Below are 21,668 nucleotides of genomic sequence, written 5' to 3'. Positions count from 1 at the left end.
AAATCAGCGCTGAGGTTGATGGCTTTAAAACGTTGTCGGCGGATTTTCCAGTTTCATGTTGTATAAGCTTAAGTATGGTAAAGGTCTAGCCGACTGGCGCGCAGATAACTAAGCGTCGAAAGACCCTAATAAGCTTGAGTGAGGGACAGACCACATTCCTACCCAATTTCTGCGATAAAAACGTGGTCTGCCGCTTTTTCAGGCCTTGGTCGACTGAGTGAAGGCCCAAGCAAACACGATAACGGCAATGACGGGTCTGATCAGATCCGTCGCTGGCGCCTGACCGGTAAACACCCCGAGGCCGAAAAATACGAAGGCCGCCAGAGCTGCGAGAACACCCAGTGCTGAAATCCAGCGGAAATATCGTGGGAACATCACATCAATCCTTTACAAAAAATTACTACAGACCAGGTTTTATGAGTAAGAGGCAACGGCTTCTTCGATAAAACAGGATGTGTCTTCGTTATCCTATGTATCTTTTTTTTCGGGTCAGATTTCAATTCGTACCCACAGGCACGCTCACCTCTTTGCGCTCACCCGTCGCGGAAATTTCATACACCTTCATGATGTAGTTATCCGCGATCACCGTTTCAACGAGATAGTTCTTTTGCGGTCGTGGTGTGAATACCAGCGGAGCAGGCTGTGGTGTTATGCCGTAGCCGAACAACGTATGCATGGGTATGCCATTGAGGGTAGCGATCTGCCTTTTCACCGACGCACTCACTTTCAGGGGCTTTTCGGCCTCTACCAGCGTATCGATGCTGTCCGTGCCACCTGCCATTTTTTTCAGGTAACCCGGTATGCGCTTGAAGTAGCCTGCATCGTAGACAGGCTCGCCAGCGGAAGACATGGCGTACTCGACCGCGTTGGCAGGACCCAGCGAATAGCTGACGGGGTGATCACCCGCGCCGCCGAGGGTGCGGAAGGTAAGGCTTGCATGATGCTCATCCGCCGCCAGTGGAACTACTGGCATGGAAGAGGGTTGAACGCTCGCTTGGCGGCTGCCACAACCGGTCATTGCAAAAGCGAGAGTCACTGCTAATGGAACAGCAAGATATGTTTTCATTCGATCCATGAACTGAATGGGAGATTTCAGGGCTTGTGAAGCGGGCCCAGTATACCCGCGGAAGCCTCGGCTGAGGCATGTGAGTCTAGGGTAGGGCGCTGGCGGCGATGCCTCTGACGCGCTGATAGGAATAGGCAATGCCCCAAGGCAAACCGGCATAGGAGGGGGATTTTTCGCTCGCTACCATGGCTACCTGTTCATCCATTGAAGTTCACCATGCCCAGTCGCAAAACCCTATTCATCACCGGCGTGAGCAGTGGCCTGGGCAACGCCCTGGCGCAGGAGGCACTTGCAGCGGGCCACCGCGTCATCGGCACCGTGCGCAATGAGGCGGCGTTGCAGGCCTTCGAGTCGCTGTCGACGGAGCGTGCCCATGGCGTCATCCTGGACGTCACCGAGTTCGACCGGATCGACAGCGTCGTGGCGGCGACGGAGGCAGCCCACGGCCCGGTCGATGTGCTGGTCAATAATGCCGGCTATGGCCACGAAGGCATCTTCGAAGAGTCGCCACTGGAGGAAATGCGTCGTCAGTTCGACGTCAACGTGTTTGGCGCGGTGGCGGTGACCAAGGCCTTCGTGCCGTATTTTCGCCAGCGCCGTGCCGGTCATATCCTCAATATCACTTCCATGGGCGGCACGATTACCATGCCGGGCATCTCCTATTACTGCGCGAGCAAGTTTGCCCTCGAAGGTCTCTCCGATACGCTGAGCAAGGAGCTGCTACCGTTCAACATCTTCGTGACGGCCGTCGCGCCCGGCTCGTTTCGCACCGACTGGGCCGGCCGTTCGATGCAGCGCACGGCGCGGAGCATTGCCGACTACGACGCCAGTTTCGATCCGATACGTAAAGCGCGCGTGGAGAAAAGCGGCAAACAACTGGGCGACCCGCGGAAAGCGGCGCAGGCCATGCTGCAGATCATTGCCAGCCCGACGCCACCCGCGCATTTGCTGTTGGGCAGTGATGCGCTGAAGCTGGTGCGGGAGAAGCTGAGTCGTGCCGCCAGTGAGATTGATCAATGGGAAGCGCTGACCCGTTCGACTGACAGTTGAACGGCCCGCAAAAGGGGACGTCGATGACTCAGGCCGCTGCGCGCATGGTGCAGTTGATGGAACAGCTCGCACCGGTGGAAGGCTACAACCTCAGCGCGCTGGACGACGTCCGCTTCCTGCGTTCGAACCGCCCCCTGACGCGCACGCCGGTGCTGTATGAACCCGGCATCGTGATCCTCTGCCAGGGGCGCAAGCGCGGTTATCTGGGCGATGACGTCATATGTCTATGACGCCCAGCATTACTTGGTGGTGTCTGTCCCCGTTCCATTCACCATGGAGACCGACGCCAGCGCCTCGGAACCCATGCTGGCGGTCTACATGCGCCTCGACTTGCAACTGGCCAGCGAACTCATGTTGCGAGTGGACGAAACCCACGGCCCCAGCGACGCCCAGCCCAAAGGCATGTACGCCTCGCCCATGGATGAGCCGCTGCGCGCCTCGACGCTGCGCTTCCTGGAGGCGATGAGCCGCTGCGCGCCTCGACGCTGCGCTTCCTGGAGGCGATGAGCCGTCCGGGCGAGGCGCAAATATTGGGCCCGTCTCTGATGAGGGAAATCTACTATCGAATCCTGACCGGCGAACAGGGCGGCTCGATGCGCGCCGCCCTCAGTCGGCGGGGACATTTCGGCAAGATCACCCGGGCGATACGCAAGGTCCACAGTTGCTATCACGAGCATCTGGACGTCGAAACCCTGGCCCAGGAAGCCGGCATGAGCGTCCCCAACTTTCACCTGCATTTTCGCAACGTGACGGGCGCATCACCCATGCAGTACCTGAAGTCGACCCGCCTGCACCAGGCGCGATTATTGATGCTGCGCAACACCATGAATGCCTCGACGGCGGCGTTCAGTGTCGGCTATGAAAGCGCCTCGCAGTTCAGCCGCGCGTTCAAGCGGATGTTTGGCCGGACGCCGCAGGCCGAGGTGGAATGGATGAGAGCGACTTACGCGTTGCCGGAGGGGGTGGCGGCGTCGGGGTATGTTTCTTCGCATTAGGGGTAGGGTGGTGGTTGTGGCAGGGGGCAATCCTCGGGACGCAAAGAGTACTTGCGATAATTGCCCAGTCCCATGTTGATGCGATTCTGGTTACCGGGTCGCGGTAGTTGAAGTTCCACAGCATCGAGCCACTGCTCCTGACTCGGAGCTAAAGGCCGTCACCATCGCTGAGCACGTAATCTTTATCTTTTGCCTTGACCGTCTTGAGCTGGCGGTCGGATAGGCGATGGGCTTGCGCAGGCATGAGAGCTACCTCTGACACCGTTTTGGAATACCAAAACGAGCGGAACTCAAAATTCGTCTACGGAAGCCAATGGCCCTGAAACCCTTGATTTCAGGGGATTTCAGGCACAAAAAAAGACGTCCGTGGACGTCTTTAGATGATGAAGTGGTGGAGCCGGGGGGATTTGAACCCCCGTCCGCCAGTACTCCGCTGTCGGTACTACATGCGTAGCCGTGTCTATTGAGTTAACCCTCAGCGACCCGACGGGCAGGGTGCATTGGGCGAGTTGTGTAAGTTTTAGCCGCTTCGTCCACAACGTACTGCACGGCGATTCCGTTCTATATGACAATCACTTTGGGTTTACGGACATCCCCTGGTGATTGCTGGACCCGAAGGTACCAGAAGGGAAGGGCTAAGGCTGCTTACGCAGCGAGAGCGTATTCCCCGTAGGTTTCGTCATTGGCAACTATAGGAAGTTGCAACAGTGGATTTACGAGTTCTGTTACCAACTCGGCATGCACCTAAAGTTTCGCAACCGGCGTCGAATCCTAAACGGCCCCGAACCTGGCGCTCTGTGAATCTGTAGAGCGACAGGCCTGCGTAGTGTACGCCAAAACGCATCAGGGGCCAACCCGAAGGTTGGCCCACTGCATTCAGGAGTTTTTACCGTCTTTGTTGGTCTTCTGCATCTCTTGGATGGTCTGGGTGGTTTCAGAGATGCATTTCTCGGTGCCTTCCTTGGTTTTCAAGGCTTGATGGGCCTTCGCTTGCTGAAGGCTCGCCTCGATCTGGCTTTGCGAATCCGAGCCTTGGTACTGGGTCTTGGCATTCTCAATGGTTTTGATGTTGGTGGCGCAGAGACTGTCCGAATCGCCGGCAGCAAACGAGGGTGATGCCAGCATCGAAGCAGTGACAAACAGACCTAACAGCACAGAGCGTTTCATATGTCTCTCCTTGACCCAAGGGCAGCATTTGCTGGCCATCAGGGCGGCTACCTGTTGAGGAAGTCCCGCGTTTGCGGGACCTGATCAATGGACTGCCGTTGTTCGTCAGGGTTCTATTTTTTTCACATCGCCCTGGCCCGTGTCACTCGGTCGACCAGATAAACCAGCCCGTGGTAATCAATCGCACCGTGTTGCGTAAGACCGATCTCACAGGTCCGGCTGGTGGAGATTCCTTCGCTGCAATGCTCTACCGCGCCCTTCAGCGTGCGCAACGAATGGGCGTTCAGTTCCGGCGTGGTGAAGCCTTTGTCCCCGGCAAATCCGCAGCAATGGATGCCTTCCGGGATGACCACGTTTTTGCTGCACCTGCGCGCCAGATCAATCAACGCCTGGCTTTCGCCAAGGTGCTGCGTGCTGCAGGTGACGTGCACCGCAATGGGCGCCTCTTGAGGCGTGAAGTCGAGGCGATCCATCAGGTGCGTGCGAATGAAACGCACCGGGTCGTAAAGGTCCAGACGTACCTCACCCAGGTCTTGAACCAGGCGCAGGGTGCATGGGCTGGTGTCGCAGTAGATCGGGTCGAGCCCGCCACGGCTGGCGTGCAGCAGCGCGCCGATCAGCTCCTGGCGCTTGTGCTCGGCCTGTTCGGCGTAGCCTTTGGATGCAAAGGGCTGGCCGCAGCAGAGGCTGTCTACGTTGTCCGGGAAAACGACTTGGTAACCGGCTTTTTCCAGCAGCCCGCGGGTCTTGTCGTGTAACGACATCTGTTCTTTGTCCCCTGCCGCCGGGCCCATGACCCGCGACACGCAGGCCGCCAGATAAACCACCCTCGGGCGTTCGTCCGACAAGCTGGGGCTGAACCGAATCGCCCTCTCCGGCTGCGGCATGGCGTTGGTCCACTGCGGGACCTGCCCTTTGGACAGCCGCGTCAGCCCGGCGGACAAGCGTGCCAGGCGCGGCGTTCCCAACATCATTCGCGCACCGTTGGCGACGTGCAGGGTAAAGCGCGCCCCTTGCAGCGCAGTGGCGAAATTGCCCGCAAGCCAATCGGCGGTTTTCGTACGCGTCGCAGTGCGGCTGCGGAGTTTTTTCACCAGCTCGCCAGTATTGATGCCTACAGGACAACGTTGAGCGCACAGCCCGGTGGCGGCACAGGTGTCGATGCCCTGGTATTGATAGGCCGTTTCCAGCTCGGAGGTATCGATACCGGCGCGCTTTTTCGCTTGAATGTCGCGCCAGATCACGATGCGCTGGCGCGGGCTCAAGGTCAGGTCCTTGGAGGGACACACCGGCTCGCAGAAGCCGCACTCGATGCACTTGTCGACTATTTCATCGGCCGCCGGCAATGGCTTGAGGTGCTTGAGGTGGATCTGCGGGTCCTCGCTGAGCACCACGTCCGGGTTGAGGATGCCGTTGGGGTCGAGCAAGCGCTTGAGCTGCCACATCAATTGATACGCATCAGTGCCCCATTCCAGCTCGACGAACGGTGCCATGTTGCGGCCGGTGCCGTGTTCGGCTTTCAGCGAGCCGCCGAATTCCACCGCCACCAGTTGCGCTACGTCATCCATGAACGCCTGGTAGCGTGCGACTTCTTCAGTGCTGTTGAAGCCTTGGGTGAAGACAAAGTGCAGATTGCCTTCCAGTGCGTGTCCGAAAAGGATCGCTTCGTCGTAGTGATGTTTGTCGAACAGCGCGATCAGGCGATTCACGCCGGCGGCCAGTTGCTCGACCGGGAAGGTCACGTCTTCGATGATGACCGTGGTTCCGGTCTTGCGTACCGCGCCTACGGCGGGGAAGGTGTCTTTGCGGATGGCCCACAGGCGGGCGTTTTCTCGCGGGTCCTCGGTGAAGTCGACTTGCCTTTCCACCGGGAAAGCCGCCAGGGAAGCCATGATCCGGGCCAGTTGTTCCTGTAGTAACGATGACGAAGCGGCGCGGGATTCGATCAGCAAGGCGCAGGCATTGTTCGACAGGTGCTGTACGAAATCCGGCATGCCCGGCTTGTCCTGCACCGAGCGCAGGCTGCGGCGGTCCAGCAGCTCAACGGCGGAGACCGGCTGGCTTTTCAGTACGGTCACGGCGTTGCAGCAGGTCTCCACATCCGGAAACACGATCAGTGCCGAGGCCTTGTTCGGGTGGTCGATGACGGTGTTGTAGGTCACCGCGCTGATGAATCCCAGGGTGCCTTCAGAGCCCACCAGCAGATGGCTGAGGATATCCACCGGCTCGTCGAAATCCACCAGGGCATTGAGCGACAGGCCGGTGGTATTTTTCAGACGGTATTTGTGGCGAATTCGGTCGGCGAGCTCCGTGTTGGCGCGTGTCTCATGGCCAAGGGTTGCCAGTCGCTCCAGCAGTTCGCCGTGGCTCGCCCTGAATGCCGCCACGCTGGCGGCGTCTTCGGTGTCCAGGCGCGTGCCATCGGCGAGTACCAGGCGAATGCCGGCCAGGGTGTGATAGGTGTTCTGCGCCGTGCCGCAGCACATGCCGCTGGCGTTGTTGGCGACGATGCCGCCAATCTTGCAGGCGTTGATCGACGCCGGATCCGGGCCGATCTTGCGCCCGAAAGGGGCCAGCCAGGCGTTGGCCTGGGCGCCGATCACGCCCGGTTGCAAACGGATCTGTGTGCCTTGCTCGCGAATTTCCCGGCCGTTCCAGTTGTCCCCAAGCACGATCAGCACTGAGTCGCTGATGGCTTGGCCGGACAGGCTGGTGCCGGCCGCACGGAAGGTCACCGGAACCCGGTCGCGCTGGGCCAGTTGCAGCAGGGCGATGATTTCGTCTTCGCTTTCGACGCGTACCACCAGTTTCGGAATCAGCCGATAAAAGCTCGCATCGGTGCCGAAGGCCAGGGTCGACAACGGGTCGTCGAAGCGTCGTTTTTGCGGGATCAGTTGGTGTACGTCGCGCAGGAAAGGGGCCGGAAGCGTCATTGGTCCTCCAGAATCAACACCACCAGATCCTTTGGGCCATGGGCGCCGTAGGCCAGGACTTGCTCGATATCGGCGGTCTTTGACGGGCCCGACACCAGCAGGGCGTTGGTCGGCATGCCTTGGGCCCATTCGAATTCCTGCTGCACTTCATAGAAGTTGTCACGGATCTCGCTGGCCTTGAGCAAGGCGAAGTGCACCGGCGGGACGAGGCTCATCAGGCGCGGTTCCTCCCGCGTAGGCCAGAGAATCAGGCTGCCGGTCGCGGCGATCGCGCCGAGGGTTCCGGTCAGGCTGGCAGGCGTATCGTTGAACAGCTCGGCTTTCCATTCCTCGATGGGGCGGTCGTAGGCCTTGAGGACAGGAAAGTCAGGGTTATCCGCCCAGAGCTGTAGGATTTTTCGCCCATGGGGCGTTGTCGGAGCGATAAGCAAACTCGGCAGTTGCCGGTCGCGCAGCAATTGCGCCAGCAGCGTCGGCCAGGCTTCGCCGGACGTCAGGTGAATTTCGGTGTGCACCGCTTCCATCAGCTTGCGCAATTGTGGAATGCGTTCCTCGGGCGCGTAGCGGTAGGTCTGTGTCACCAGTTCGACATCGTAGTTGTCGGCAACGGGCGTGGTGCCGGTCAGGCTTTTACGCAGCTTGGCGAGGATATTTTCCTTGGCAGTCATCGGCGGTCTCCCTGCGGGGTCAGGTGGTCGCGGGCCAGGTCATGCAACGAGCGGGCGGCGGGTTTCGGGGCGCTGTGGTTCTGGGTCCAGGGGCCGACATTCTGCGGTGTCAGGCCGCGCAGGCGCGTGGCGAGGAAAGCGAACAGCCGGTACAGCCGTGGCGAGCTGTTGAGCCGGGCCCAGGCATTCCAGATGAAGCGCTCTTTGGCCGAGTATTTACTGCCTTGGCCGCGCATGACCGGGTTGGGGCTATCCGGCGCCTTGACGTTTTCTTCTCGCAGCCGTCGCAGCAGGGCCGGGATCGGAATCTTCACCGGACACACTTCGCCGCAGGCACCGCACAGCGAAGACGCGCTCGGGTGATCCGGCACTTTGGCCAGGCCGACCATGTGCGGCGTGATGATTTTTCCAATAGGTCCCGGGTAAACCTCGCCGTAGGCATGACCACCAATTCGCGTGTAGACCGGGCAATGGTTCATACAGGCGCCGCAGCGAATGCAGTTCAGGGTCTGGCGCAGCTCACTGTCGGCAAATGCCTGGCTGCGACCGTTGTCGAGCAGGACCAGGTGAACTTCCTGCGGCCCGTCCAGTTCGTTTGCCTTGCGCGGGCCGGAGATCATGTTGACGTAGGTGGTGATCGGCTGGCCCAGCGCCGAGCGGGTCAGCAGCGAGAGCAGCGGCACGACGTCCCGCAGGTTCTCCACGACTTTTTCAATGCCGGTCACCGCAATGTGCACCGGCGGCACCGTGGTCGACATCCGCCCGTTGCCTTCGTTTTCCACCAGCAGCAGCGTGCCGGTTTCGGCGACGGCGAAGTTGACGCCGGAAACGCCGACGTCGGCTTCGAAGAATTTCTGCCGCAAGACCTTGCGACCGATCTGAATGAGTTGGTCGACGTCCTTGGTGTACTCCACGCCAAGTTTGTCGTGGAACAAGGACGCGACCTGACCGGCATTCTTGTGGATTGCCGGCATGATTATGTGTGAAGGCTTCTCGTGGTCGAGCTGGACGATGTACTCCCCCATATCGGATTCGAGACATTCAATGTCCCGAGCCTCGAGGAAATGGTTCATCTCCATCTCTTCGCTGACCATCGATTTGCCCTTGATCACTTGCCGCGCCTCGTGAGCGCGGATGATCGAGAGGACGATGCCATTGGCCTCGTCCACCGTTTCCGCCCAGTGCACGTTCACACCGTTGCGGGTCAGGTTGGCTTCAAGTTGCTCGAGCAGGTCGGGCAGCTTGGATAACGCGCGGGCGCGGACAGCATTGCCCAGCACCCGCAGGTGTTCTCTTTCGTGGGCATCGCTGAAGGACGTTGCCCGTTTTGTCATCAGTGAATCCATCGCGCTGCGAAAGTTGTTTCGCAGTTGCGTGTCGTCCAACGCCTTGTGGGCTCGGGCGCGAAAATCTTCCTGCACTGCAACGGTCGGAATCAGCGTCGGCGTGCTCATGCGACACCTCCGGTACGCTGCCAGAGGAAGCTCGCCAGATGCTGGCCGCGTAGCGCTTCGCGCTGTTTTTCCAGCGCGCCGTTGATGTTCATCAGGCAACCGCAGTCGGCGCTGATCACCTGATGCGCGCCGGATTCCTTCAGCGCGCGGGTCTTGTCGGCCACCATCGCGCCGGAAATATCCGGCATGCGAACGCTGAACGTCCCACCAAAACCGCAGCATTCACTTTCGTGACTGTGGTCGACCCGTTCCACGTTGCGCAGCTGTGCCAACAACGCACGGCCATGCAGGTGCGTATTCATTTCCCGTCGTGCCGAGCAGGACGTATGCAGCGCGACCTTTACCGGCGTGCCACCGTCGTTCAATTGCACCTTGCACACGAACAGCAGGAACTCGGCCAGCTCATAGGTCCTGGCCGCCAGGGCCTGGACCTGTTTGAGCGTTTGCGGTTCGTCCTTGAACAGGTCGGCGTAATGTTCACGCAGCATGCCGGCACACGAGCCCGACGGCACGACCACCGGATAATCCCCGGCAAACAGGGCCAGTTGCGCTCGCGCCACCGTCCGCGCCTGCTCGGTATACCCCGACGTGTAGGCCGGTTGCCCGCAGCACGTCTGGCCTTGCGGGTAGTCGACCTGGATGCCTTCGCGCTCAAGCAGATGAATCGCGTCCATCCCGGCTTCGGGGTAGAACAGATCCACCACGCAGGTTCCGAACAGATAGACCCGTCGGGGTTTCTCGCTGGGATACTGGCGCGGCTCAGGCAATGGCGGGGCGACTCGGGTCGCGTTCGGCACGGCGTTGTAAAAAAGCTCGCTCATCAGGCGTGTCTCCGGGTGGTCCCGGTTATCCGTCTGCTGAGGCTGCTGAATATAGAGAGGAAATCTTTCAGCAGCCTTGCAGACCCGGTGGTGAATAGCGGACGCCGAATCACGTTTCAGCGTCGGGTTTTTTAATGTTTCGTGTATTACTCAGTGAACCAGCATGCCGGTGAACCAGTAGGCCTGGGCCAACGTGATCAAGCCGACGATCGTTGCAAAGAATAGGCTGTGTTTCAGGGTGAAACGGAACAGATCCGATTCCTTGCCCACCAGGCCGGTTGCCGCGCAGGCTACGGCGATCGATTGCGGCGAAATCATTTTGCCGGTGACGCCGCCACTGGTATTGGCTGCCACGAGCAATGTGTCGTTGACACCGATCTGGTGCGCGGTTGTCGCTTGCAGCGAGCCGAACAGCGCATTGGACGAGGTATCGGAGCCGGTCAGGAATACGCCCAGCCAGCCGAGGAATGGCGAGAAGAACGGGAACGCGGCGCCAGTTCCGGCCAATACCAGGGCCATGGTTGATGACATGCCCGAGAAGTTGGTGACGAAGGCGAATGCCAGCACCATGCCGATGGACAGGATAGGCCAGCGCAGTTCGTAGAAGGTCTCTTTCAAAGTGGTAAGACCAGTTCTGAAGTTGATCTTCAAGACGATCATCGAGATGAGTGCCGAGAAGAAAATCGCCGTGCCGGTGGCCGAAATCGGATCGAGCTTGAACACCGCCGGAATCGCCGTGGGGTTGATCACGATAGGGGCGACCTTGATGACCAGTTGATCCAGGTGCGGGATCGCGAAGTTGAATACCCAGCCATACATCGAGCCACCGGCGGCGAACATCGCCTTGAAGGGTTTCAGGGTCCAGATGGTCACCAGCACGGTCAGGATCAGGAACGGTGACCAGGCCTTGACGATTTCCCCCAGGCTGTAGGGCGAAGCCACGGTACTGCGCGGCTGGCCGAAACCGCCGACGCTGGCGGTGATCGCTGCGCTGGAGGTTGCGCCGGCAATCTGGGCACCGGCGGTACGCTTGGGCTGCCAGATTTTCAGGAACAGCGTCAGGGATACCAGGCTGGCCAGGGCCGACGTGATGTCCGGCAGTTCCGGGCCGATGAAGTTCGAAGTGAAGTACTGGGTGATGGCGAAACTCAAGCCCGCCACCAGGGCAGCCGGCCAGGTTTCCCGCACACCGCGCAGGCCATCCATCATGAACACCAGCCAGAACGGCACGAACAGCGACAGCAATGGCAACTGGCGACCGGTCATGGCGCCGATCTTGAAGGCGTCGATTCCGGTGACCTGGCCCGCAACGATAATCGGAATGCCCAGTGCGCCGAAGGCTACCGGAGCGGTGTTGGCGATCAGGCACAGGCCGGCGGCGTAGAGCGGGTTGAAACCCAGGCCGACCAGCAGCGCGGCGGTAATCGCGACGGGAGCGCCGAAACCGGCGGCACCTTCCAGGAATGCGCCGAAGCAGAAGCCGATCAGCAACACTTGCAGGCGTTGGTCATCGGTAATCGACAGCACCGAGCTGCGGATGATTTCGAACTGGCCGCTCTTGACGGTCAGTTTGTAGAGAAACACCGCGGCGACGATGATCCAGGCAATCGGCCAAAGACCATAGGCAAAGCCATAGCCGGCGGCGGCAAACGCCATGTCGGCCGGCATCTGGAAAGCGAAGATCGCGACGGCAATCGCCAAGGCCAGGGTGATGCTGCCCGCCACGTGCCCCTTGAGGCGAAACACCGCCAGGGCGAGGAAGAAAAACACGATGGGAATGACGGCCGCGAGTGCGGACAAGCCTAGGCTGCCGAGCGGGCTGTAAAGCTGTTGCCAGGTTTGCATATTGGGTGAGCCCCTAATTGTTGTTGGTCAGGCACTGGTCAGCGGTTTTGGATAATTGGTAATACCAATTTACAAGCGCTGTCGGCTAGGGTAAAAGCCTTGGTCGTCGTGTGTCAATTTGCCGCTTTGAAACTTTCGTCGAATAAGCGGTGCAGATGACATCTGATCTGCTGGCATTAATATTTTTTGTTGGGTGTGGACGAGGCCCGGATGGGCCAGAATAGAGAGCCCGGCGAGCCGTCGGGACCGTGGAGAATCGAGTTATGGGGTTTGATCAGATTCGTCAGCGCCGTTTGTCTGACGATATTGTCGAGCGGCTGGAAGGCATGATCCTCGAGGGCACGTTGAAGTCCGGCGAGCGATTGCCGGCCGAACGGACCCTGGCCGAGCAGTTCGGTGTGTCACGCCCTTCGTTGCGTGAGGCAATCCAGAAGCTGACGGCCAAGGGTTTGCTGATCAGTCGTCAGGGCGGCGGCAACTATGTGGTGGAGTCGCTGGGCTCGACGTTCAGTGATCCGCTGCTGCAGCTCCTGGAAAGCAATCCCGAAGCACAGCGTGATCTATTGGAGTTCCGGCATACCTTGGAGGCGTCCTGCGCTTATTACGCAGCATTGCGGGCTACCGAGGTCGATCGCGAGCGGCTGACAGCGGCGTTCGATGAGTTGCAGGATTGTTACTCGCGTCACGAACAGGTGAGTCGGGCGGAGGAGGGCGCGGCGGATGCGCGCTTTCATCTGGCGATCGCCGAGGCCAGTCATAACGCGGTTTTGCTGCACACCATTCGCGGCTTGTTCGACCTGCTCAAGCGCAACGTGGTGACCAATATCGGCGGCATGTACAAACAGCGCAGCGAGACCCGCGACATGCTGATCAGTCAGCACCGGGAGTTGTATCAAGCCATCATGGATGGTCACGCCGAGCTGGCACGGGAGGTTTCCAGCCGACATATCCTGTATGTGCAGGAGGTGCTGGAAGAGGTGCGTCAGGAAGTGCAGCGGGTTGCCCGGGCGGAGCGGCGCAAGGGGATGTAGCCCTGTTGCGGATCGTGTGGGAGCGAGCTTGCTCGCGATGGCGGTCTGTCTGACACATCAATGCAAGATATGCCGATGCCATCGCGAGCAAGCTCGCTCCCACAGTGGCTCGCGGTCGGGCTAGTCTTCCTTGCCCTTGTTACGCACCGCGCGCTGCAACTCGCGCCCGGCATCGCGTTCGCGCTCGGTGTCGCGCTTGTCGTATTCCTTCTTGCCCTTGCCCAGTGCTATTTCGCACTTGATCAAATGCTTGCTCCAGTACAGCGAGGTACAGACGCAGGCATAACCCTTCTGCTGCACGGAGGCGAAGAGCTTCTCCAGCTCCCGCTTGTTGAGCAGCAGTTTGCGCGAGCGCACAGGATCGGCAATGACATGGGTGCTGGCGGTGGTCAGCGGCGTGATGTGGCTGCCCAGCAGCCAGGCTTCGCCGTCCTTGAGCAGGACGTAACTGTCGACCAGTTGCGCCTTGCCGGCACGCAAGCTTTTTACTTCCCAGCCGGCCAGGACCATGCCAGCCTCGAAACGCTGTTCGATGAAGTAATCGTGTCGCGCCTTTTTGTTTTGCGCGATGGTCCCTGTGGGGTGTTTCTTCTGTTTAGCCATAGGGGCGGCATTATAGGCAGTTGCGTGCGTGTCGGCTACGGTGAAGCAGCATGCTTGAGCAGGTTGAATGAATCCCGGACAATGCGGCCTCTTTTTTGAACGCTTGGGCGTGATCACGATGTCGACAGACAAGGTTTCTGTCCACGGCAGTTGGGCTAGCCGCTGGGTCTTCATATTCGCTGCGACCGGTTCGGCCGTAGGGCTGGGTAGTATCTGGAAGTTTCCGTACATGGTCGGCGTCTACGGCGGCGGTGCCTTCGTATTGATGTTCCTGGCATGCATCGCCCTGATCGGTGCGCCGGTCATGTTGGCCGAAACACTTATCGGTCGTCGCGCCCGGCAAAGCCCGGCCAATGCCTTGAAGGTGCTGGCGACGGAGGCGGGCCATTCGGCCAGGTGGTCGTGGGGCGCGTTCGCCGGAATGGTCACGGCACTGTTGATTCTTTCTTTCTACAGTGTGGTTGGCGGCTGGTCCCTGGATTACATCATCGATATGGGGCGGGGAGATTTCCAGGGGGCGACGCCCGATCAGGTCGGCGCCTACTTCGGCAACGTGATCGCCGACCCTTGGAGGCTGACACTTTGGCACACGCTTTTTATGGTGCTCTCGGCCGTAGTGATCGCCCGAGGCGTGGTCGCCGGGCTTGAGCGCAGCCTGCGGATCATGATGCCGCTGCTGTTCGTGATGATCCTGGTGCTGCTGGGCTACAGCATGACCACCGGACATTTCATGGAGGGCGTGCATTTCATGTTCGACTTCCAGCCGGAGAAAGTCATGGACGGGCTGCTGCCGGCCATGGGGCATGCGTTTTTCTCCCTGAGCGTTGGCGTCGGTTCGATCATGATCTACGGCGCCTACATGCCCAAGAATGCCTCGCTGACCAGGACTGTCTTCGGGGTTGCGTTGCTGGATACCTTCGTGTCGCTGCTGGCGGGGGTGGCATTGTTCCCGATTGTCTTCGCCGCAGGCCTGAACCCCAGTGAAGGGCCTGGGCTGATGTTCGTCAGCCTGCCTTTCGCCTTCGGCAGCATGCCGTTCGGCCAGGTCATGGGCGTGGTGTTTTTTGTCCTGGTGGCAGTCGCTGCCTGGAGTTCGGCCATTTCCTTGCTCGAACCGATGGTCGCTTACCTGGTTGAACGTACCCGCCTGAGCCGCGCCTGGGTCACTTTCTGGCTGGCCTTCACCTGCTGGTTCGTGGGATTGGGTACGGTGTTTTCCTTCAATATATGGAAGCAGGCAAAGTTTTTCGTGAACGAAGGCGGTCTGTTCCACCTCTATCAGTGGGGAGCGACCGGAGGGCTGGATTTCTTCGGAGTGATTGATTTCTTCACGTCGCGGATCATGCTGCCTTTGGGTGGATTGTGTTTCGTGGTGTTTGCAGGGTGGATCATGGGGCGTGACGCGGTGCGTGATGAACTGTCGCTGCGCAGCCCGGTGGTGTTCGCCTTGAGTCTGTTCTTGATGCGCTATGTGGCGCCCATCGGCATCCTGGTAGTGTTTGCCGCCCAGCTGTGGAAGTGACGCTTACATGACGACACATATTCAACGCTCGGCCTTGCTGCCCTACCCGGCGCAGGCGCTGTACGATCTGGTCAACGATGTGGCGAGTTATCCGGAGTTCTTGCCCTGGTGCTCGTCCGCCGAGGTGCTTGAAAGCTCCGATACCCACATGCGCGCCAGTCTCAATGTGGCCAAGGGCGGATTGAGCCAGCACTTTGTCACGCGTAACACCTTGGTGCCGGGGCAGTCGATCGAAATGAACCTCGAAGAGGGGCCGTTCAATCAGCTCCATGGTGTCTGGGTGTTCAAGCCGCTCGGGGAAAAGGCCTGCAAGATCAGCCTGGATCTCTCGTTCGACTACGCGGGACCAATCGTGCGGGCGACCTTGGGGCCGCTGTTCAACCAGGCGGCCAATACGCTGGTCGATGCGTTCTGCCAACGCGCCAAACAGAACGCCGAGCTCAAGCGTTGATCGAAATCGAAGTGGTGCATGCCAGCGTCGACCGCCAGGTCTTGCGCACGTTTGCAGTGCCCGAAGGTACCAGCGTTCGCGCTGCGCTGTTGGCGTCGGGTATTGCCGAGGACTTTCCGGAGCTGGACTTGAGCGCGTGTCCGATCGGTATTTTTGGCAAGGTGGTCGCCGATCCGGATCAGCAAGCGGTGCAAGCTTGTGATCGGCTCGAAATCTATCGACCGTTGCTGGCTGATCCGAAAGAAATTCGTCGTCTGCGAGCGGCCAAGGCAGCCCAGGCACGTCAGGCAGATCAGTAAGCAACGCCCTAATTGCAGGCATTAAAAAACCCGGCATGCCGGGTTTTTTGTTGTCGCAATTTATTGCGGCGAGGTGTCCAGAGGCTCGGGCGTCGGGACAGGTACGGTCTCGACGTTGTCCACATCCTTCTGGATCTGATCCAGCAACGAACCTGGCTTGGCCGGTTTTTCCGGTTTCGGCTGTTCGGCATTCTGGGTCGGGTCGGTGACGGTCGTACCGCTGTCCTTGCCCATGATGGCCTCATCGCGGCTCACACCAGGCATGAAATCACCCGACAGGCTGACAAGTTGGTCATTGGCATTGAAGATAACGCTGATGCGTTCCTGTTGCCGTTCACCACCGCCTGGCTGCAGGCTGTACAGGTAATCCCAGCGATCGGCATGGAACGTGTCGGTCAGCAGGGGGTTGCCCATGATAAACCGTACTTGCCGACGGGTCATTCCCGGGCGTAACTGGTCTATCATGTCCTGCGTGACGACATTGCCCTGCTGGATGTCGATTTTGTAAACCCCGGGGAATGAACAACCGGCGAGTGCGAGCAGTCCCACGAAGGTGAAACTGGTTAGCAAGAGCTTGGTGTTTTGCATCGGTGGGCGACTTCCACTATCTTGGCTGGGACAACGTAAACGCCGATCATACCCGCATTAAGAGAAGCTGCGAAGCAGCATCGCGAGAAAGCTGACCATGGTTGAAAATAGCGAACTACGCAAAGCCGGCCTCAAAGTGACCCTGCCAAGGGTCAAGATTCTGCAAATGCTCGATTCCGCCGAGCAACGCCACATGAGTGCCGAAGACGTCTACAAGGCGCTCATGGAAGCTGGCGAGGACGTCGGTCTGGCCACGGTTTACCGTGTATTGACCCAATTCGAGGCGGCGGGACTGGTGGCTCGTCATAATTTTGATGGCGGTCATGCTGTCTTCGAATTGGCGGATGGAGAGCACCATGACCACATGGTGGATGTAGAGACTCGCGAGGTAATCGAGTTCGTCAGTCCTGAAATCGAGAAGCTGCAAAAGGCGATTGCTGACGAGTATGGCTTCGATTTGATCGATCACCATCTCGTCTTGCATGTCCGCAAGCGCAAGTAAGTTCGTCACGTAGGCGAAAGCCCGCAAAACGAAAGAAGGCGACCCTCGGGTCGCCTTCTTGCTTTACAGCGCTTTCAGCTTTTTGCCGCAACCACCATTTTTTTGGCATGGGCCAGGGATTCCTTGGTCAGGTCGATGCCTCCCAGCATCCGCGCCACTTCTTCCACGCGCTCGTTCTTGTCGAGCTTGGAGACGGCGGTGCGAGTAGCGTCTTCGCCACGCACCTTATGCACGAACAAATGTTGATGGCCCTGGGCTGCGACCTGAGGCAGGTGAGTCACCGTCAATACCTGCCCGCGCTCACCCAGCCTGCGCAGCAATTGACCGACGATCTCCGCTGTCGGACCGCCAATGCCCACGTCGACTTCGTCAAAGACCAATGTCGGTACACGGGATGTCTGCGCCGTGATGACCTGGATGGCCAGGCTGATGCGCGACAACTCACCGCCGGACGCCACTTTTGCCAGCGCCTTGAGCGGTTGCCCGGGGTTGGCACTGACCAGTAGCTCCACTTGTTCCAAGCCATTGGGTTGAAGCTCGTCGCCGGCGTTGGGGTGCAGTTCGATGGTAAATCGGCCGCCTGGCATGCCAAGACGCTGGATTTCCTGCTCCACGGCACCGGCCAGGCCGGTGGCGGCCTTGCGGCGCAGTTCGCTGAGTTCCCTGGCCTTTTCCTGGTAATGCCGCGCGTAGGAAGCCAGTTCATCTGCGAGTCGCTCGATGGATTCATCGTTGGCGTTCAGGGTCTCCAGTTCTTCCAGCAGCCGTTGCTGCAGTTCGACGACTTCGGTTGGCTGGACGCGGTGCTTGCGTGCAAGCGTATAGATAGTGTCCAGGCGTTCTTCCAGGTATTGCAGGCGCGCGGGGTCGGCATCGAAATGATCCAGGAACCGGTTCAGTTCCCCAACGGCTTCCTCGACCTGGATCTGTGCGCTAGTCAGCAGGTTGCCGGCCTCGCTCAGGGCGCCTACCGAATTGCTGACGCTGGAGAGCCGGTTCAGGCTCGCCGTCAATGCGCTGAGCACATTGCCCGAGTCGCTTTCGCTGCATTGTTCGACTACCTGGCGGCAGACGCCCAGCAGTGCTTCGGCGTTGGTCAGGTTCTTGTGTTCCTGCTCCAGTTCCTCCAGTTCGTTTTCACCCAGGGCCAGGTTCTCCAGCTCTTCGAGCTGGTAGCTCAAGAGCTGGTGGCGGGCGCGTTGTTCGTCGCCGGAATTGGCGAGTCGGTCCAGCTCCTGCCGTGTCTGGCGCCAGCGTTGGGCTGCCAGGTGAACCTGGCGGGCCAGGTCGGTGGCTCCGGCGTATTCGTCGAGCAGGCGGCGATGGGTATCGGTCTTGAGCAGGGACTGGTGTTCATGCTGGCTGTGAATATCGATCAGCAGTTCGCCGAGCGCTTTCAGATCACCCAGCGGGCAAGGGGCGCCATTGATATAGCCGCGGGAGCGACCTTCGGCGGTGATGACCCGGCGCAGGATGCATAGGCCGTCGGTGTCCAGGTCCCGTTCGGCCAGCCACGCACTGGCTTCGGGAATGTCGACCAGGTCGAAAGTTGCCAGGATGTCGGCCTTGTCTGCGCCGGGGCGCACCACGCCGCTGTCGGCACGATCACCCAGGGTCAGCCCGAGGGCATCGAGCATGATCGATTTGCCAGCGCCGGTTTCACCGGTAATCACGCTCATGCCCCGGTCGAGTTCGAGGTCGAGATGTTCGACGATGGCGTAGTTGTGTACGGACAGGTGCACCAGCATAAGGCCGCTCCCAGGCATTAGGTCTGGTTATTTATACAGTGTTTTGTCGCGAACTGACAATGCCTGGCCTTAGCTCGATTTGCTTGGATTGCGTGATTTTTTAGCGCGGCTGGGAATGATATGCAGCTGTTTTTTGTAAGGTTAATTCGTCGCGCGGCCCTTGAAGCTGAAAAACGTGGCCCCATATACCGGGGCAGAAGCGCGAGTCGAGCTCGCGGACGAAGTTGAAAGGAGAAATCTATGGCTGACGAACAGACGCAGGATACGCAAAATCTAGACGCCAATCAGGCTCCCCAGGATTCGGGCGAAGACCTGTCGGCTCGTGTACAAGTGCTCGAAGAGCAACTGGCCGGTGCTCAGGATCAGGCGTTGCGCGTAGCAGCCGACCTGCAGAATGTCCGCCGCCGCGCCGAGCAAGACGTGGAAAAGGCCCACAAATTCGCCCTGGAGCGTTTCGCCGGCGACCTGCTGCCGATCATCGACAGCCTGGAGCGCGGCCTGGAGCTGTCCAACCCGGACGACGAGAACATCCGTCCGATGCGTGAAGGCATCGAGCTGACGCTGAAAATGTTCCAGGACACCCTCAAGCGTTATCAGCTCGAAGCGATCGATCCCCACGGTGAACCCTTCAACGCCGAGCACCACCAGGCCATGGCGATGCAGGAAAGTGCCGACGTCGAGCCGAACAGCGTGCTGAAAGTATTCCAGAAGGGCTACCTGCTCAACGGCCGCTTGCTGCGCCCGGCCATGGTTGTGGTCAGCAAGGCGCCAGCGCCGGTTTCGCCTTCTATCGATGAGCAGGCTTGAAATCGGGCGCAACGGCCCCATTAAGAAGTCAAGCGTTTAAGTACTACCGCAGTTAGCCACCACTGCTGCGGCAAAAAAATTCAAGTTCCGGGAGAGTTAACATGGGCAAGATTATCGGTATCGACCTGGGGACCACCAACTCGTGCGTCTCCGTGCTGGAAAACGGCAAGGCTAAAGTCATCGAGAATGCTGAAGGCGCGCGTACCACGCCGTCGATCATCGCTTACGCCAACGATGGCGAGATCCTGGTGGGCCAGTCCGCCAAGCGTCAGGCTGTGACCAATCCGCATAACACCCTGTACGCGGTGAAGCGTCTGATCGGTCGCAAGTTCGACGAAGAAGTCGTGCAGAAAGACATCAAGATGGTGCCGTACAAAATCGCCAAGGCTGACAACGGCGACGCATGGGTTGAAGTGAACGGCCAGAAAATGGCGCCGCCACAGATCTCGGCTGAAATCCTGAAGAAAATGAAGAAAACCGCCGAAGACTACCTCGGCGAGCCAGTGACTGAAGCGGTCATTACCGTTCCTGCGTACTTCAACGACAGCCAGCGCCAGGCGACCAAAGACGCCGGCCGCATCGCTGGCCTGGACGTGAAACGTATCATCAACGAACCAACCGCAGCCGCTCTGGCCTACGGTATGGACAAGGCCAAAGGCGATCACACCGTGATCGTTTATGACCTGGGTGGCGGTACTTTCGACGTTTCCGTGATTGAAATTGCCGAAGTCGACGGCGAGCACCAGTTCGAAGTATTGGCAACCAACGGCGATACATTCCTCGGTGGTGAAGACTTCGACATCCGCCTGATCGATTACCTCGTCGATGAGTTCAAGAAAGAAAGCGGCATGAACCTCAAGGGTGACCCGCTGGCCATGCAGCGTCTGAAAGAGGCCGCTGAGAAAGCCAAGATCGAACTGTCCTCGAGCCAGTCGACCGACGTGAACCTGCCGTACATCACCGCAGACGCTACCGGTCCGAAGCACCTGAACGTGAAAATCTCCCGCGCCAAGCTCGAAGCGCTGGTAGAAGACCTGGTTCAGCGCACCATCGAACCTTGCCGCATTGCGATGAAGGACGCCGGTATCGACGTTGGCTCGATCAACGACGTGATCCTGGTCGGCGGCCAGACCCGTATGCCGCTGGTTCAGAAGCTGGTAACCGATTTCTTCGGCAAGGAAGCACGCAAGGACGTGAACCCGGACGAAGCCGTTGCCATGGGTGCTGCCATCCAGGGTGCCGTTCTGGCCGGCGACGTGAAAGACGTTCTGCTGCTCGACGTCAGCCCGCTGACCCTGGGTATCGAAACCATGGGCGGCGTGATGACCGCGCTGATCGAGAAAAACACCACGATTCCTACCAAGAAATCCCAGGTGTTCTCGACGGCCGACGACAACCAGAGCGCCGTGACCATCCACGTGCTGCAAGGTGAGCGTAAGCAAGCGGCCCAGAACAAGTCGTTGGGCAAGTTCGACCTGGCCGAGATTCCACCGGCTCCACGCGGTGTGCCACAAATCGAAGTGACCTTTGACATCGACGCCAACGGCATCCTGCACGTCGGCGCGAAAGACAAGGCCACCGGCAAGACCCAGTCGATCGTGATCAAGGCCAACTCCGGCCTGTCCGAGGAAGAAATTCAGCAGATGGTTCGCGACGCTGAAGTCAACGCCGAGGAAGACCGCAAGTTCGAAGAGCTGGCCAGCGCTCGTAACCAGGGCGACGCCTTGGTTCACTCGACCCGCAAGATGGTTGCCGATGCCGGCGACAAAGTGACTGCTGAAGAGAAGGCCGCGATCGAAGCCGCCGTGGTTGCCCTTGAAGCTGCCGTCAAAGGCGACGACAAGGCTGCCATCGAAGCGAAGATCGAAGAGCTGTCGAAAGTCTCCGCGCCAGTGGCCCAGAAGATGTATGCCGAGCAGGCCCAGCCAGCTGAAGGTGCTGCGCAGCAAGGCGAATCGGCCGAGAAAGCCGATGACGTGGTCGACGCTGAGTTCGAAGAAGTAAAAGACAACAAGTAATCGCTTGTTGGTCGGCCGGTTGACTGCGTTTGTGCGGTGGCTGGTAGGATGTCGCCGCGCGGGAGCTTGCTCCCGCGTTGGCGTGTCTGGAGTCAGTGAA

19 protein-coding genes, 1 other RNA gene and 2 pseudogenes are annotated in these 21,668 nt (G+C 59.5%); 9 read left to right on the top strand and 13 right to left on the bottom strand.

Annotated features, from left to right (window positions below):
• Positions 1 to 198: 198 nt before the first annotated feature.
• Together J3P94_RS23885 and J3P94_RS23880 are read right to left on the bottom strand one after the other, a co-directional pair.
• Complete coding sequence (locus tag J3P94_RS23885) at positions 199 to 375, bottom strand: hypothetical protein (protein WP_434569872.1); 177 nt, start codon at positions 373 to 375, stop codon at positions 199 to 201.
• A 121-nt stretch (positions 376 to 496) separates the two neighbouring features.
• The gene (locus J3P94_RS23880) at positions 497 to 1,066 is read right to left on the bottom strand and encodes a hypothetical protein (RefSeq protein ID WP_434569871.1); all 570 of its coding nucleotides are present in this window, start codon (positions 1,064 to 1,066) and stop codon (positions 497 to 499) included.
• A 216-nt stretch (positions 1,067 to 1,282) separates the two neighbouring features.
• On the opposite strand from J3P94_RS23880, the gene J3P94_RS23875 reads away from it, so the two are divergent.
• Both J3P94_RS23875 and J3P94_RS23870 read left to right on the top strand, forming a co-directional pair.
• On the top strand, positions 1,283 to 2,116 hold the full coding sequence (locus J3P94_RS23875; protein ID WP_434569870.1) for an oxidoreductase: 834 nt from the start codon (positions 1,283 to 1,285) through the stop codon (positions 2,114 to 2,116).
• Positions 2,117 to 2,139: 23 nt separating this feature from the next.
• A pseudogene (locus J3P94_RS23870) lies at positions 2,140 to 3,111 on the top strand (AraC family transcriptional regulator N-terminal domain-containing protein).
• Between the two features lie 41 nt (positions 3,112 to 3,152).
• On the opposite strand, the pseudogene J3P94_RS23865 reads toward J3P94_RS23870, so the two are convergent.
• The 8 genes and pseudogenes from J3P94_RS23865 to J3P94_RS23830 form a co-directional block, all read right to left on the bottom strand.
• Positions 3,153 to 3,355: pseudogene (locus J3P94_RS23865) on the bottom strand (integrase arm-type DNA-binding domain-containing protein); the annotation flags it as partial.
• 145 nt (positions 3,356 to 3,500) lie between these two features.
• Positions 3,501 to 3,894: a transfer-messenger RNA gene (ssrA, locus tag J3P94_RS23860) on the bottom strand.
• A 93-nt stretch (positions 3,895 to 3,987) separates the two neighbouring features.
• Complete coding sequence (locus J3P94_RS23855) at positions 3,988 to 4,278, bottom strand: hypothetical protein (protein WP_434569869.1); 291 nt, start codon at positions 4,276 to 4,278, stop codon at positions 3,988 to 3,990.
• A gap of 122 nt (positions 4,279 to 4,400) precedes the next feature.
• Entirely contained in the window at positions 4,401 to 7,211 is a 2,811-nt protein-coding gene (locus J3P94_RS23850; RefSeq protein ID WP_434569868.1) for an FAD-binding and (Fe-S)-binding domain-containing protein, read from the bottom strand.
• Positions 7,208 to 7,879 (bottom strand): LutC/YkgG family protein, encoded by a 672-nt coding sequence (locus J3P94_RS23845; protein ID WP_434569867.1) that lies wholly within the window; start codon positions 7,877 to 7,879, stop codon positions 7,208 to 7,210. The genes J3P94_RS23850 and J3P94_RS23845 overlap by 4 nt, the downstream gene beginning before the upstream one ends.
• Complete coding sequence (locus J3P94_RS23840; protein ID WP_434569866.1) at positions 7,876 to 9,333, bottom strand: LutB/LldF family L-lactate oxidation iron-sulfur protein; 1,458 nt, start codon at positions 9,331 to 9,333, stop codon at positions 7,876 to 7,878. Before J3P94_RS23840 ends, J3P94_RS23845 begins: the two co-directional genes overlap by 4 nt.
• On the bottom strand, positions 9,330 to 10,154 hold the full coding sequence (locus tag J3P94_RS23835; protein ID WP_434569865.1) for a (Fe-S)-binding protein: 825 nt from the start codon (positions 10,152 to 10,154) through the stop codon (positions 9,330 to 9,332). Before J3P94_RS23835 ends, J3P94_RS23840 begins: the two co-directional genes overlap by 4 nt.
• 150 nt (positions 10,155 to 10,304) lie before the next feature.
• A complete protein-coding gene (locus J3P94_RS23830; RefSeq protein ID WP_434569864.1) occupies positions 10,305 to 11,999 on the bottom strand; it encodes a lactate permease LctP family transporter in 1,695 nt (564 codons plus the stop codon).
• A gap of 263 nt (positions 12,000 to 12,262) precedes the next feature.
• On the opposite strand from J3P94_RS23830, the gene J3P94_RS23825 reads away from it, so the two are divergent.
• Positions 12,263 to 13,030, top strand: a complete 768-nt coding sequence (locus tag J3P94_RS23825) for an FCD domain-containing protein (protein ID WP_434569863.1) — start codon at positions 12,263 to 12,265, stop codon at positions 13,028 to 13,030.
• Positions 13,031 to 13,150: 120 nt separating this feature from the next.
• On the opposite strand, the gene smpB is transcribed toward J3P94_RS23825, so the two are convergent.
• Positions 13,151 to 13,633 carry an SsrA-binding protein SmpB gene (smpB, locus tag J3P94_RS23820; protein ID WP_030139770.1) on the bottom strand — a complete coding sequence of 161 codons (483 nt, stop codon included), beginning with the start codon at positions 13,631 to 13,633 and terminating at the stop codon, positions 13,151 to 13,153.
• Positions 13,634 to 13,751: 118 nt separating this feature from the next.
• On the opposite strand from smpB, the gene J3P94_RS23815 reads away from it, so the two are divergent.
• From J3P94_RS23815 to J3P94_RS23805, 3 genes are read left to right on the top strand one after another with little or no spacing between them, the layout of a single operon-like run.
• The gene (locus J3P94_RS23815; RefSeq protein ID WP_305496927.1) at positions 13,752 to 15,155 is read left to right on the top strand and encodes a sodium-dependent transporter; all 1,404 of its coding nucleotides are present in this window, start codon (positions 13,752 to 13,754) and stop codon (positions 15,153 to 15,155) included.
• A gap of 7 nt (positions 15,156 to 15,162) precedes the next feature.
• Positions 15,163 to 15,606, top strand: coding sequence for a type II toxin-antitoxin system RatA family toxin (locus J3P94_RS23810; RefSeq protein ID WP_434569862.1), 444 nt, complete (start codon positions 15,163 to 15,165; stop codon positions 15,604 to 15,606).
• Positions 15,603 to 15,905, top strand: coding sequence for an RnfH family protein (locus J3P94_RS23805; protein ID WP_434569861.1), 303 nt, complete (start codon positions 15,603 to 15,605; stop codon positions 15,903 to 15,905). The genes J3P94_RS23810 and J3P94_RS23805 overlap by 4 nt, the downstream gene beginning before the upstream one ends.
• Before the next feature lie 60 nt (positions 15,906 to 15,965).
• Here the strand turns inward: J3P94_RS23805 and bamE are convergent, their stop codons facing one another.
• On the bottom strand, positions 15,966 to 16,493 hold the full coding sequence (gene bamE / locus J3P94_RS23800; protein ID WP_305496923.1) for an outer membrane protein assembly factor BamE: 528 nt from the start codon (positions 16,491 to 16,493) through the stop codon (positions 15,966 to 15,968).
• A gap of 97 nt (positions 16,494 to 16,590) precedes the next feature.
• On the opposite strand from bamE, the gene fur reads away from it, so the two are divergent.
• Positions 16,591 to 16,995: a ferric iron uptake transcriptional regulator gene (fur, locus tag J3P94_RS23795; protein ID WP_305496921.1), complete on the top strand. Its 405-nt coding sequence runs from the start codon at positions 16,591 to 16,593 to the stop codon at positions 16,993 to 16,995.
• Positions 16,996 to 17,069: 74 nt separating this feature from the next.
• On the opposite strand, the gene recN is transcribed toward fur, so the two are convergent.
• Positions 17,070 to 18,743, bottom strand: a complete 1,674-nt coding sequence (gene recN / locus J3P94_RS23790) for a DNA repair protein RecN (protein ID WP_434569860.1) — start codon at positions 18,741 to 18,743, stop codon at positions 17,070 to 17,072.
• 240 nt (positions 18,744 to 18,983) lie between these two features.
• On the opposite strand from recN, the gene grpE reads away from it, so the two are divergent.
• Positions 18,984 to 19,550: a nucleotide exchange factor GrpE gene (grpE, locus tag J3P94_RS23785; protein ID WP_181287537.1), complete on the top strand. Its 567-nt coding sequence runs from the start codon at positions 18,984 to 18,986 to the stop codon at positions 19,548 to 19,550.
• Positions 19,551 to 19,651: 101 nt separating this feature from the next.
• Entirely contained in the window at positions 19,652 to 21,568 is a 1,917-nt protein-coding gene (gene dnaK / locus J3P94_RS23780) for a molecular chaperone DnaK (protein ID WP_434569859.1), read from the top strand.
• The last annotated feature ends 100 nt before the right edge of the window (positions 21,569 to 21,668 follow it).

The sequence above is a fragment of the Pseudomonas sp. Z3-8 genome, from assembly GCF_051131975.1.
GTDB lineage: Bacteria > Pseudomonadota > Gammaproteobacteria > Pseudomonadales > Pseudomonadaceae > Aquipseudomonas.
The sequence above is the reverse complement of the archived record's forward strand: the minus strand, read 5'-3'. Positions and strand labels throughout refer to the sequence as shown.

Excerpts from the sequence above, each read along its gene's own strand:
- grpE (WP_181287537.1), top strand. The coding sequence starts at position 18,984 with ATGGCTGACGAACAGACGCAGGATACGCAAAATCTAGACGCCAATCAG.
- J3P94_RS23885 (WP_434569872.1), bottom strand. The coding sequence starts at position 375 with ATGTTCCCACGATATTTCCGCTGGATTTCAGCACTGGGTGTTCTCGCA.
- J3P94_RS23855 (WP_434569869.1), bottom strand. The coding sequence starts at position 4,278 with ATGAAACGCTCTGTGCTGTTAGGTCTGTTTGTCACTGCTTCGATGCTG.
- J3P94_RS23850 (WP_434569868.1), bottom strand. The coding sequence starts at position 7,211 with ATGACGCTTCCGGCCCCTTTCCTGCGCGACGTACACCAACTGATCCCG.
- J3P94_RS23875 (WP_434569870.1), top strand. The coding sequence starts at position 1,283 with ATGCCCAGTCGCAAAACCCTATTCATCACCGGCGTGAGCAGTGGCCTG.
- J3P94_RS23835 (WP_434569865.1), bottom strand. The coding sequence starts at position 10,154 with ATGAGCGAGCTTTTTTACAACGCCGTGCCGAACGCGACCCGAGTCGCC.
- J3P94_RS23880 (WP_434569871.1), bottom strand. The coding sequence starts at position 1,066 with ATGAAAACATATCTTGCTGTTCCATTAGCAGTGACTCTCGCTTTTGCA.
- bamE (WP_305496923.1), bottom strand. The coding sequence starts at position 16,493 with ATGCAAAACACCAAGCTCTTGCTAACCAGTTTCACCTTCGTGGGACTG.
- recN (WP_434569860.1), bottom strand. The coding sequence starts at position 18,743 with ATGCTGGTGCACCTGTCCGTACACAACTACGCCATCGTCGAACATCTC.
- J3P94_RS23830 (WP_434569864.1), bottom strand. The coding sequence starts at position 11,999 with ATGCAAACCTGGCAACAGCTTTACAGCCCGCTCGGCAGCCTAGGCTTG.
- J3P94_RS23810 (WP_434569862.1), top strand. The coding sequence starts at position 15,163 with ATGACGACACATATTCAACGCTCGGCCTTGCTGCCCTACCCGGCGCAG.
- J3P94_RS23815 (WP_305496927.1), top strand. The coding sequence starts at position 13,752 with ATGTCGACAGACAAGGTTTCTGTCCACGGCAGTTGGGCTAGCCGCTGG.
- J3P94_RS23840 (WP_434569866.1), bottom strand. The coding sequence starts at position 9,333 with ATGAGCACGCCGACGCTGATTCCGACCGTTGCAGTGCAGGAAGATTTT.
- smpB (WP_030139770.1), bottom strand. The coding sequence starts at position 13,633 with ATGGCTAAACAGAAGAAACACCCCACAGGGACCATCGCGCAAAACAAA.
- J3P94_RS23825 (WP_434569863.1), top strand. The coding sequence starts at position 12,263 with ATGGGGTTTGATCAGATTCGTCAGCGCCGTTTGTCTGACGATATTGTC.
- dnaK (WP_434569859.1), top strand. The coding sequence starts at position 19,652 with ATGGGCAAGATTATCGGTATCGACCTGGGGACCACCAACTCGTGCGTC.
- fur (WP_305496921.1), top strand. The coding sequence starts at position 16,591 with ATGGTTGAAAATAGCGAACTACGCAAAGCCGGCCTCAAAGTGACCCTG.
- J3P94_RS23845 (WP_434569867.1), bottom strand. The coding sequence starts at position 7,879 with ATGACTGCCAAGGAAAATATCCTCGCCAAGCTGCGTAAAAGCCTGACC.